Genomic DNA, 11,652 nt, shown 5'->3' with positions numbered 1-11,652 from the left:
GGATATCCCCTAAGTTGAAAGCCGGTGAGGCAAAAACAGCCGCCATTGTAGCGGCCAGCCGCCCACTTATCCACATGTAGGTTGCTCACAGGGCGCCAAGAATCAATGCCTTAACCGTAAAAAAGGCGACAAATGGTCTGTGCATAAGCTCTGTGGATAAGCGCCCGTAAGCTCGTTGTACAAGTGGGGTCGAAAGTCTGTGGGTAACTGGCCTGTGGATAACTAGCCATTCCACACACAGCTTATCCGATAGCGCAGCACAGGCAGAGCACCGTTTCTCCCCCGTGTTGTCATTCTCTGTACAGCCCGTAGAATATGGCCTCAAGGCAGTTATCCACAGAAGATGGGGTGCCTAGCTTTTATAAGCTTTACAGAAAAGCTTTAAATAACTTCCTTCTTTATTTTTATATCTATGGCATTGCTCGTGAAAGGCGAATCGCCCGGATTCGGTCCGCAGGCCTCCAGATATCTAATTAAAGGAAAAGCTGGTTGGAAATTGACCTAGAGGCTTGCTTTCTCTAGAATCGCCGGTCTCTTAAAACGGGGGCCATTCCGGCCCGTTGTGGACGAACCAGGTAACACGCCATGAAACGTACTTTCCAACCAAGCACCATCAAACGCGCCCGTACTCACGGCTTCCGTGCTCGCATGGCCACCAAGAACGGCCGTGCTGTCCTGTCGCGTCGCCGCGCCAAAGGTCGTGCGCGTCTGGCAGTTTGATAATCCGGTACTGGTGGTGAGTCAGGACTTCAGTCGGGAAAAGCGTCTGCTAACCCCCCGGCATTTCAAGGCAGTCTTTGACTCCCCCACCGGCAAGGTTCCGGGGAAAAATCTCCTGCTCCTTGCGCGTAACAACGATCTGGATCACCCCCGTCTCGGGTTGGTGATCGGCAAGAAGAGCGTAAAGCTCTCCGTTGAGCGCAATCGCCTCAAGCGTCTGATGCGCGAATCGTTTCGCCTCCACCAGGAGACTCTGGTTGGTTGGGATATTGTTATCGTCGCGCGCAAAGGCTTGGGGGACGTAGAAAACCCCGAATTGATTCAGCATTTCGGCAAGCTCTGGAAACGTTTGGCTCGTACCAACAAGCCAGCACCAGCTGTCAGCACCGAAACTGTAGGGGTAGACAGTACTGATGCGTAAACTGGCCCTCGTTCCGATCCAGTTTTACCGCTATGCCATTAGTCCCCTGATGGCAAACCACTGTCGTTTCTACCCCAGTTGTTCCTGCTACGCGTTGGAAGCCATAGAAAATCATGGCCTTCTGCGCGGTGGCTGGCTGACCTTTCGTCGTTTAGGTCGCTGTCATCCGTGGAATCCCGGTGGTTATGACCCGGTTCCGCCTATCCCTACCTCCCGTTCTTCTTCGATGGCCGAGTAATCATGGATATTAAACGCACGATCCTGATCGTCGCCCTGGCAATCGTGTCCTACTCTATGGTTCTTAAGTGGAACCAGGATTATGGCCAAGCTGCCCTGCCGACTCAGAATGTTGCTACCAATCAGTCGGCGCCGGCTATTCCGGATACGCCACTGGGTAACAATGCTGCCGCCAGTGCCGATGTACCCAGCGCGAATGCCGATACCAGTACCCCGGTAGAAACCCCGGTCGTCACCAATAAAGACCTCATCCATGTAAAAACGGATGTACTGGACCTGGCAATCGACCCACAGGGTGGTGATATCGCCCAGCTGAAGCTGCCGCTGTATCCACGTCGCCAAGACCATCCGGATGTTCCGTTCCAACTGTTCGATAACGGTGGCGAACGTGTATATCTGGCGCAAAGTGGCCTGACCGGTACTGACGGTCCGGATGCTCGTGCTACCGGTCGTCCGGTTTATTCGACCGAACAGAAGACTTATCAACTGGCCGATGGCCAGAACCAGTTGAACGTCGACCTGAAATTCAGTCACGACGGCGTCAACTACATCAAGCGTTTCAGCTTCACCCGCGGTTTGTACGATCTGAAAGTCACTTACCTGATCGGCAACGAAAGCGCGAAGCCGTGGACGGGCAACCTGTTTGCCCAGCTCAAGCGTGACAACAGCGCCGATCCTTCTTCCAGCACCGCCACCGGCACCGCGACTTACCTGGGCGCAGCCCTGTGGACAAGTAGCGAGCCGTACAAAAAAGTGTCGATGAAAGATATCGACAAGGGCGCGCTGAAAGAAACCGTTCAAGGTGGCTGGGTTGCCTGGTTGCAACACTACTTCGTGACCGCATGGATCCCGAACAAAGGTGATGCCAACCTGGTTCAAACCCGCAAAGACAGCCAAGGCAACTACATCATTGGCTTTACTGGCCCGACGTTGACCGTCGCGCCGGGTGCCAAGGCTGAAGCCAGCGCCACGTTGTACGCCGGTCCGAAGAGCCAGGCAGTCCTCAAAGAGTTATCCCCAGGTCTGGAACTGACTGTGGATTACGGCATTCTGTGGTTCATTGCCCAGCCGATTTTCTGGCTGCTGCAACATATCCACAGCATTGTGGGTAACTGGGGCTTCTCGATTATCCTGCTGACCATGCTGATCAAGGGGATCTTCTTCCCACTGTCGGCCGCCAGCTACAAGTCGATGGCGCGTATGCGTGCCGTGGCCCCGAAACTGGCTGCGCTGAAAGAACAACATGGCGATGACCGGCAGAAAATGTCCCAGGCCATGATGGAGCTGTACAAGAAAGAGAAGATCAACCCGCTGGGTGGATGCTTGCCGATTCTGGTGCAGATGCCGGTATTCCTGTCGCTGTACTGGGTGCTCCTGGAAAGCGTGGAAATGCGCCAGGCTCCTTTCATGCTGTGGATAACTGACCTGTCGATCAAGGACCCGTTCTTTATCCTGCCGATCATCATGGGCGCGACCATGTTCATCCAGCAGCGTCTGAACCCGACTCCGCCGGACCCGATGCAGGCCAAGGTAATGAAAATGATGCCAATCATCTTCACCTTCTTCTTCCTGTGGTTCCCGGCTGGTCTGGTGCTGTACTGGGTGGTCAACAACTGCCTGTCGATCTCCCAACAGTGGTACATCACACGTAAAATCGAAGCGGCTACCAAAAAAGCCGAGGCGTAATTTACTCTGTGGATAACACCACTCAAGACGCCCCCTAGTGGGGCGTTTTGCTTTCTGTCACTTTTATCCGGGTACCCGCCATGAGCGCTCCTCGTGAAACCATCGCCGCTGTCGCCACCGCTCAAGGTCGTGGTGGTGTCGGTATCGTTCGTATTTCCGGGCCGCTCGCCGGCGTGGCGGCCCAGGCCATCAGTGGGCGGGAACTGAAGCCGAGGTATGCGCATTACGGGCCGTTTTTAGGTGCTGATGAAGAAGTGCTGGATGAAGGTATCGCCCTTTATTTCCCGGGGCCGAACTCCTTTACCGGCGAAGACGTCCTGGAGCTGCAAGGCCACGGCGGCCCGATCGTTCTGGACATGCTGCTGCAGCGTTGCCTGCAGTTGGGTTGCCGCCTGGCACGTCCGGGTGAATTCAGCGAACGCGCGTTTCTCAACGACAAACTCGACCTGGCCCAGGCCGAGGCGATTGCCGACCTGATCGAAGCCAGCTCTGCACAAGCTGCGCGCAATGCGTTGCGCTCGTTGCAGGGCGCGTTTTCCCTGCGTGTGCATAACCTCACCGAGCAATTGATCAGCTTGCGCATCTACGTGGAGGCCGCGATTGATTTCCCGGAGGAAGAAATCGACTTCCTTGCCGATGGCCATGTCCTGGCGATGCTGGATAAGGTTCGCGACGAGTTATCCACAGTGCTGCGCGAAGCCGGGCAAGGTGCCTTGCTGCGCGACGGTATGACCGTGGTGATTGCCGGCCGTCCCAACGCCGGCAAGTCGAGCCTGCTCAATGCCCTGGCCGGGCGAGAGGCCGCGATCGTCACCGAGATCGCCGGCACCACGCGGGATATCCTGCGCGAACATATCCACATCGATGGCATGCCCCTGCATGTGGTGGACACCGCTGGACTGCGTGACACCGATGACCAGGTGGAAAAGATCGGGGTGGAACGCGCGTTGAAGGCCATCACGGAAGCTGACCGCGTGTTGCTGGTGGTGGATGCCACCGCGCCAGAGGCTGCAGACCCGTTCGCACTGTGGCCGGAATTCCTCGAACAACGGCCGGACCCGGCCAAGGTCACGCTGATTCGCAACAAGGCTGACCTGACGGGTGAGGCAATTGCCCTGGAAGTCAGTGAAGATGGCCACGTGACAATCAGCTTGAGTGCCAAGGCTGCAGGAGAAGGGCTGGAACTGCTGCGCGATCATCTGAAAGCGTGCATGGGCTACGAGCAGACTTCGGAAAGCAGCTTCAGCGCTCGTCGCAGGCACCTGGAGGCACTGCGGCATGCCAGCGCCGCCCTCGAGCATGGCCGTGCGCAACTGACGCTGGCAGGAGCCGGTGAGCTGCTGGCTGAAGATTTACGCCAGGCGCAGCAGCTGTTGGGGGAGATCACCGGCGCATTCAGCTCCGATGATTTGTTGGGGCGGATCTTTTCAAGCTTCTGTATCGGGAAATAGGCGGTTATCCACAGCTGGCTGGTTACCAGTTGTAGGAAACTGTTCCGAGTAGCGTCCGGCTTTCACCCCAGTAGCAGCGGCCCGCATCGTTGCAGCCGGACACATACTCCTTGTCGAACAGGTTCTTCGCGTTCACGTCTACCGACCAGTGCTGGTCAATCTGGTAACCAATGGCGGCATCCACCAACGTCACGCTTCCAGCATCCAGCTTCCCGTAAAGAGAAGGCGCGGTGTAAGCGAAAGTGCTGTCGAAGTAGCGCACGCCGCCACCGACGGACAAGCCCTTGAGCTGGCCATCAAGAAAGCGGTATTTGCCCCAGACCGAAGCCTGATTACGCGGAACACCGGTCATCTGGTGACCTTCCACGAGCGACGTTGCCGAATCCTTGGTAATCCGAGCATCGGTGTACGTGTAGGCCGCAGTCACGTTCAAATTAGGTGTGAGGTTGCTGTTGACCTCCACTTCCACACCCTTGGCCCGGCTTTCGCCGACCTGGCGGTAGGTATTGGTCGTGGCGTCGAGGTACGTGTCGTCCTGCTTGCGCAAGTCATAGACCGACAACGTCATCGCCGTGTCCCAGCCGATCGGCTCGTACTTGAGGCCTACTTCGTATTGACTGCTGGTGATCGGGTCCAGCGGTGTGCCGGCATTGGAGATCTGCTGTACCGGAACGAACGCGGTCGAGTAGCTGACATATGGCGTCAGGCCATTGTCGAACTGGTACATGATCCCGCCCTGATAGGTGAACTTGCGGTCTTCAGAGCTGATGTTGCCGGCCTTGGCCACCTTGTCGCGAAAATCACTGTCGACCCAGTCCTGCCGCCCGCCGAGCAAGAATAACCAGTGGTCATACTTGCTCTGAAGCTGTGCATAAACACCTTTCATCTGCTGTTCGAGCAACGTGTTTTGCACCGCGAGAGGCGTCAATGGATCCCTCAGGTACACCGGGTTATACACATTGATCGTGCCTGCAAATCCGGCATTCCAATCCTGGCTGAACGAGGTACGGTCATAGCTGGCACCGAACAGCACGGTATTTTCCAGCCCGCCTACCTGGAATTTGCCTTCCAACTGGTTATCCAGCGAGTAGACCATCGATTTGTTGTAGCGGTCGTAGGCATTCATGTTCAGCTGTGTGCCGAACCCCGCATTATTCAGGTTGCCTGGCCAGGTTTCATGGCGGGTGATTCGCGACTGCATGTAGCGCGAGTTCTGCCGAAACTGCCAGTCATCGTTGAAGCTGTGGCTGAACTCGTAGCCGGTGCTCCAGGTTTCCCGTTCGAAGGTGTTCCAATCCGGGTCACCGAGCATGGTGTGCTTGGAGAGCTTTCCGTTGGGGTTGGTCAGTAACGTGCCTGCTGCAGGTAGGCCAAGTTCAAGATTAGTGTGGTCTTTCTGGTAGTTGGCCAGCAGCGTCAGGGTGTTGTAGTCGTCGAAATTGAGGGTCAGGGACGGTGCGATATACAGACGGTCATCGGGAACGTGATCGGTCTGGGTGTCGGACTTCCTGCCGAGCATCACCACCCGTCCAAGGATATTGCCGCTGTCGTCCAAGGGACCGGAGATATCCACACCCACCTGGCGCCGGTTATTAGAACCGTAGGTCAGCTGAACTTCGCCTTGTGGTGTAGCTGTCGGGTGTTTACTCACCAGGTTGACCAGGCCACCGGGTGCGTTTTCGCCGTAGAGCAGGGAAGAAGGGCCACGGAATATCTCCACCCGTTCCAGGCCATAAGGTTCGCTGGTGGTGTCATACCGGTTGCCTTGGACTCGCAAGCCATCGCGCAGCAGGCCGTAGCCATAATCCGTAGCGTTGAAACCGCGAATGAAGAACAAGTCACCGGCCAGCCCGTCGCCCGCAGCGAAGGGAGGGGCAAAGATTCCCGGCACATAGCCCAGCACTTCTGTGAGCGTCTGGGATTTTTGATCCTTGATGCGCTGGCCGGTCACCACCGACACCGAGCGCGGGGTTTCCGACAATGGTGTGCTGGTCTTGGTACCGATTCGGCTGTTTTGCGCTTTGTAACCTACGTCCCCGGCAATTTCCTGATTGAACCCAGTCTGTTGATACGTGCTGACAGTAGTGGGGGCCAGCATGAGCTGTTCCCCGCTCGCAGCCGGCTGCAGCGCGTAGCTGCCGGGGCCTTGAACCGCCGCCTGCAATCCCGAGTTTTGCAGCAATAACGCAAACCCTTGCTCCACCGAGTAGTCACCCTCCAGCCCAGGACTTTGCAGGCGCGCCGTCTGCTGCGGCGAGAATGACAGAATCACATTGGCCTTCGACGCGAATTGGCTCAAGGCATTGTCGAGTGGCCCGGAGGCGATCACGTAATGTTGCACTGGGCTGGCAGCAATGGCCCGAGTGCATAGCAAGGTGCTGGCAGTCGCGGCCGTGGCCAGCAGCAAGCCATACGTGATGCCGTGATGGGAGAGACGCTGGCGAAGTTTTGTAGGAAGGCGCATGTGTGAGTAAGCCCTGAAGGTAGCATCGTGATTACCTGTAGGGCCGCGCCAGGTAAAAAAAAGATAACCCCCGTTGAGAGTATTTTTTCAGTATCAAGCTGTAAGCGTTACGGAGACCCAATAGCGCGTGAAATACTTCACGTGGATCGGCAGCGTGACCTGCAGGTTGGCCAATACGGCGTCGGTGGAATCCAGACGGAAAGTGCCGGACACCCGCAGCCGCGCTGATGCGGCATCGCACTGCATAACGCCCGGCCGATAGCGCGCCAGTTCGTCGATGACATCCCCCAGTCGCGCATCCAGAACGATCAGTTGGCCGTCGACCCATGCGGCTTGGTTCCCGCGATAGATATGGCTGGGGCCTACGTCTTGCGTGCCGAAGTCGACACTTTCACCAGGTCCGAGCACTCGGCTATGGGCCGGCTGGTCGACGGGTTGCACGCTGACCCGGTCTTCCAGCACACCAACCCGCGTCGACCCTTGCAGTTGGCGAACAGTGAACCGCGTACCCAAGGCTTGAACACGACCCTCATGGGTTTCGACATAAAACGGTGTCTGCCGGCCCGACTTTCCGGTGTGGATAAGTACTTCCCCCTCACGCAAACGGACCAGTCGCTGCTGCCCATCGAAAAGTACGTCGATAGCCGTGTTCGTATTGAGGTCAATTTGAGTGCCGTCGGCCAACCCGATTCGCCGTCGTTCGCCGACCTTGGTCCGATAGTCAGCCCAGAGGTTGCCCAGGGATGTGTGTTGTTGAACGTTCCACCCCAAGTACCCGGCGGCACCGAGCATCAGCATCAGCTTGAGCACTTGCCGCCGTTGTTGACTGGCCGAGAGCGCACGACGGGTGAAGTCCTTGGGTAGCGCACCGAGGCCACGTTGCAACTGCTCCATCTGGTTCCAGGCCGCCTGATGGGAGGGATCGCCGTTGAGCCATTGCTGCCAGGCACTTTGTTGCGCGGGTGTCGGTGGCTGCGATTGAAATTGCACGTACCAACTGGCGGCGGCTTCGAACGTCTTGCGATCCGGGGCAGCCATTACATGCCCGCCATGATCAAGGCGCATTCAGTCAGGGCCCGAACCATATGTTTCTTGACGGTGGTCAGCGAGACACGCAACTGATCGGCGATCTGTTGATAAGTCAGGCCTTCGACCTGGGACAGCATGAAAATTCGCCTGGCCCGCTCCCCCAGCCCACACAAGGCTTTATCCACAGCAACGAGGGTTTCAATGATGATGGCCTTGTCTTCTTCACTGATTGCGATCGCTTCGGGCCGGTCTGCCAGGGTTTGCAGATAGGCCTGCTCAATGGCGCGGCGACGATAGCGGTCAATCACCAGTCCCCGGGCAACTGTGGCCAGATAGTCCCTGGGCTCGAGGATCTGCGTCGCATTGCGGCCCCCCAGGATCCGCACGAACGTATCGTGTGCCACGTCAGCTGCATCGCAGGCGTTATGCAACTTTCCCTTGAGCCAGCTGTGCAACCACGAATGGTGCTGCTCATAGATGTGCTGGACTGCAACGGTATGCGAGGGAAGGGCCATGAGAGGTGACGAGGCAGGTTAATGATAATAACTATTATTAACTGCCGTGACGCTTTCTCACAATAGGCGTTCCATCAACCCGTTTCACAAATGCAAATGAACTGTTTCCTGCCTGACCGAGGATTTTCGGAGGCATCTGCCTGCCTGAAACTTATCGGGATCCATATTTTCTGTGGATTAAGCCCTGTGAATAACCGCCTCTGTGCCCGGTTGATAACTAGGCTTGAAACCTGAGTAAAAACCCCTCTGTGGATAACCACCCGTTTAATCCACAGGCTTAAAGCACTTATCCAAGGGCCTCATTGGCACCTAACCACAGACTTTAGAATCTCTGTACATATCGTAAATAAAGGCCTGTAGAGATCTATCCACAGAAACATGCCTCAGTAGAAATAAACATAAAAACAAAGATTTAATAAATTTCTCTCTTTTAATTTCTATTGTTCGTGATTCATCCACAGCTGGTTAAATTTTGTGCAAAGGGTTCTTTAGGAAGGGCGAAGTCCCTATACTTGCCGACTCGTTCGAAAACCTGATCTCGAACGCTCATTCCTAATTACCTACAGAAGCAGGCACGAGGTGCGTGGTGGATTTCCCTTCCCGTTTTGAAGTGATCGTCATCGGCGGCGGTCATGCCGGTACCGAGGCAGCACTGGCGTCAGCACGCATGGGGGCAAAAACCCTGTTGCTGACGCATAACGTGGAAACCCTCGGCGCCATGAGCTGCAACCCCGCGATTGGCGGGATTGGCAAAAGCCATCTGGTCAAGGAAATCGATGCCCTGGGCGGCGCGATGGCCATGGCTACCGACAAAGGTGGTATTCAATTTCGCGTACTGAACAGTCGCAAAGGCCCGGCCGTACGAGCCACACGTGCTCAAGCCGACCGCATCCTGTACAAGGCCGCTGTCCGCGAAACCCTGGAAAACCAGCCGAACCTGTGGATATTTCAACAGGCAGCCGATGACCTGATCGTCGAACAAGACCAGGTACGCGGTGTCGTCACGCAAATGGGCCTGCGTTTCTTCGCAGAATCCGTGGTGTTGACCACCGGTACCTTCCTCGGCGGACTTATCCACATCGGTATGCAGAACTATTCCGGTGGCCGCGCCGGTGATCCACCGTCAATTGCCCTGGCTCAGCGCCTTCGCGAACTGCCACTGCGTGTTGGTCGCCTGAAAACCGGCACGCCGCCGCGAATTGATGGCCGGTCTGTGGATTTCTCGGTGATGACCGAGCAAGCCGGCGATACACCGATTCCGGTGATGTCGTTCATGGGCTCCAAGGAACAGCATCCGAAGCAGGTCAGTTGCTGGATTACCCATACCAACGCTCGCACCCACGAAATCATTGCTGCGAACCTCGACCGTTCGCCGATGTATTCCGGGGTGATCGAAGGTATTGGCCCGCGCTACTGCCCGTCGATCGAAGACAAGATCCACCGCTTTGCCGACAAGGAAAGCCACCAGGTTTTTATCGAACCGGAAGGTCTGACTACCCACGAGCTGTACCCGAACGGGATTTCAACTTCCTTGCCGTTCGACGTGCAAATCCAGATCGTGCAGTCGATTCGCGGTATGGAAAATGCGCACATCGTGCGTCCTGGCTACGCCATCGAGTACGACTACTTCGACCCGCGTGACCTGAAATACAGCCTGGAAACCAAGGTCATCGGCGGTTTGTTCTTTGCAGGGCAAATCAACGGCACCACCGGTTACGAAGAAGCCGGCGCCCAGGGTTTGCTGGCCGGAACCAACGCGGCACTGCGTGCACAGGGCAAAGACAGCTGGTGCCCGCGTCGCGATGAGGCGTACATCGGTGTGTTGGTCGACGACCTGATCACCCTCGGAACCCAGGAACCGTACCGGATGTTTACGTCCCGGGCCGAATACCGCCTGATCCTGCGGGAAGACAACGCCGACCTGCGCTTGACCGAAAAAGGTCGCGAATTGGGCCTGGTCGACGACGTGCGTTGGGCGGCCTTCTGCAAAAAACGCGAAAGTATCGAGTTGGAAGAGCAACGCCTGAAAAGTACTTGGGTTCGCCCGGGCACCGAGCAAGGCGACGCGATTGCCGAAAAATTCGGCACGCCGCTGACTCACGAATACAACTTGCTGAACCTGCTGTCCCGTCCGGAAATCGACTACGCTGGTCTGATCTCGGTCACCGGCGCTGGCGCAGAAGATCCACAGGTTGCCGAGCAGGTCGAAATCAAGACCAAATACGCCGGTTACATTGACCGTCAGCAGGATGAGATCGCTCGTCTGCGGGCCAGCGAAGACACCAAGCTGCCTGTGGATATCGATTACACAAACATTTCCGGGCTGTCGAAAGAGATCCAAGGCAAGCTTGGGATAACTCGACCGGAGACCCTGGGCCAGGCGTCCCGTATTCCGGGCGTCACGCCGGCAGCCATTTCGCTGTTGATGATTCATTTGAAAAAACGCGGCGCGGGCCGTCAGTTGGAGCAAAGCGCTTGAGTTCGTTGGTCACCTCGCAACACGCCGAAGAGTTATCCACAGGTGCTCGCCAGCTTGGCGTCAACCTGACCGAAGCCCAGCACGAGTTGCTGCTGGGTTATCTGGCCCTGTTGATCAAATGGAACAAGGCTTACAACCTCACTGCGGTGCGTGACCCGGACGAAATGGTCTCCCGCCATCTGCTCGACAGTCTCAGCGTGATGCCGTTTATCGAAAACGGCCGCTGGCTCGACGTTGGCAGCGGCGGCGGCATGCCCGGCATCCCGCTGGCGATCCTGTTTCCGGAGTCGCAAGTGACCTGCCTGGACAGCAACGGCAAGAAAACCCGCTTCCTGACCCAGGTCAAACTCGAACTCAAGCTGGATAACCTGCAAGTTATCCACAGTCGCGTCGAAGCCTTTACGCCTGAACAGCCTTTCAACGGAATTGTTTCCCGGGCTTTCAGCAGCATGGAGAACTTCAGCAACTGGACCCGCCACCTCGGCGACCGCGATACCCGTTGGCTGGCAATGAAGGGCGTTCATCCAAGCGACGAGCTGTTAGCATTGCCGGCAGACTTCCACCTCGATAGCGAACACGCCTTGGCCGTACCCGGTTGCCAAGGCCAACGCCATCTGCTGATACTGCGCCGCACGGCATGATTGGGAACA

The 11,652-nt window shown here is 56.8% G+C and carries 10 protein-coding genes; 7 read left to right on the top strand and 3 right to left on the bottom strand.

What is annotated here, in order from left to right:
• Positions 1 to 585 precede the first annotated feature (585 nt).
• The 5 genes from rpmH (at position 586) to mnmE (ending at position 4,515) form a co-directional block, all read left to right on the top strand.
• Positions 586 to 720, top strand: coding sequence for a 50S ribosomal protein L34 (gene rpmH / locus C0058_RS32510; protein WP_003213577.1), 135 nt, complete (start codon positions 586 to 588; stop codon positions 718 to 720).
• 16 nt (positions 721 to 736) lie between these two features.
• Positions 737 to 1,141 carry a ribonuclease P protein component gene (gene rnpA, locus C0058_RS32505; RefSeq protein WP_010168490.1) on the top strand — a complete coding sequence of 135 codons (405 nt, stop codon included), beginning with the start codon at positions 737 to 739 and terminating at the stop codon, positions 1,139 to 1,141.
• Complete coding sequence (gene yidD, locus C0058_RS32500) at positions 1,134 to 1,379, top strand: membrane protein insertion efficiency factor YidD (protein ID WP_003213574.1); 246 nt, start codon at positions 1,134 to 1,136, stop codon at positions 1,377 to 1,379. Before rnpA ends, yidD begins: the two co-directional genes overlap by 8 nt.
• A gap of 2 nt (positions 1,380 to 1,381) precedes the next feature.
• Positions 1,382 to 3,064 carry a membrane protein insertase YidC gene (yidC, locus tag C0058_RS32495; RefSeq protein ID WP_102370205.1) on the top strand — a complete coding sequence of 561 codons (1,683 nt, stop codon included), beginning with the start codon at positions 1,382 to 1,384 and terminating at the stop codon, positions 3,062 to 3,064.
• Positions 3,065 to 3,144: 80 nt separating this feature from the next.
• Complete coding sequence (mnmE, locus tag C0058_RS32490) at positions 3,145 to 4,515, top strand: tRNA uridine-5-carboxymethylaminomethyl(34) synthesis GTPase MnmE (RefSeq protein ID WP_008439550.1); 1,371 nt, start codon at positions 3,145 to 3,147, stop codon at positions 4,513 to 4,515.
• 22 nt (positions 4,516 to 4,537) lie between these two features.
• On the opposite strand, the gene C0058_RS32485 is transcribed toward mnmE, so the two are convergent.
• From C0058_RS32485 to C0058_RS32475, 3 genes are all read right to left on the bottom strand, one after another.
• Positions 4,538 to 6,979: a TonB-dependent siderophore receptor gene (locus tag C0058_RS32485; protein WP_102370204.1), complete on the bottom strand. Its 2,442-nt coding sequence runs from the start codon at positions 6,977 to 6,979 to the stop codon at positions 4,538 to 4,540.
• A 93-nt stretch (positions 6,980 to 7,072) separates the two neighbouring features.
• A complete protein-coding gene (locus C0058_RS32480) occupies positions 7,073 to 8,017 on the bottom strand; it encodes a FecR domain-containing protein (RefSeq protein ID WP_087694576.1) in 945 nt (314 codons plus the stop codon).
• Positions 8,017 to 8,523: a sigma-70 family RNA polymerase sigma factor gene (locus C0058_RS32475; RefSeq protein WP_008439546.1), complete on the bottom strand. Its 507-nt coding sequence runs from the start codon at positions 8,521 to 8,523 to the stop codon at positions 8,017 to 8,019. Before C0058_RS32475 ends, C0058_RS32480 begins: the two co-directional genes overlap by 1 nt.
• 586 nt (positions 8,524 to 9,109) lie before the next feature.
• On the opposite strand from C0058_RS32475, the gene mnmG reads away from it, so the two are divergent.
• Both mnmG and rsmG read left to right on the top strand, forming a co-directional pair.
• On the top strand, positions 9,110 to 11,002 hold the full coding sequence (mnmG, locus tag C0058_RS32470; protein WP_087694608.1) for a tRNA uridine-5-carboxymethylaminomethyl(34) synthesis enzyme MnmG: 1,893 nt from the start codon (positions 9,110 to 9,112) through the stop codon (positions 11,000 to 11,002).
• Positions 10,999 to 11,643 (top strand): 16S rRNA (guanine(527)-N(7))-methyltransferase RsmG, encoded by a 645-nt coding sequence (rsmG, locus tag C0058_RS32465; RefSeq protein WP_003213561.1) that lies wholly within the window; start codon positions 10,999 to 11,001, stop codon positions 11,641 to 11,643. Before mnmG ends, rsmG begins: the two co-directional genes overlap by 4 nt.
• The last annotated feature ends 9 nt before the right edge of the window (positions 11,644 to 11,652 follow it).

Source organism: Pseudomonas sp. NC02 (assembly GCF_002874965.1).
Taxonomy (GTDB): domain Bacteria; phylum Pseudomonadota; class Gammaproteobacteria; order Pseudomonadales; family Pseudomonadaceae; genus Aquipseudomonas.
This window is presented reverse-complemented; position numbering and strand designations above follow the sequence as displayed.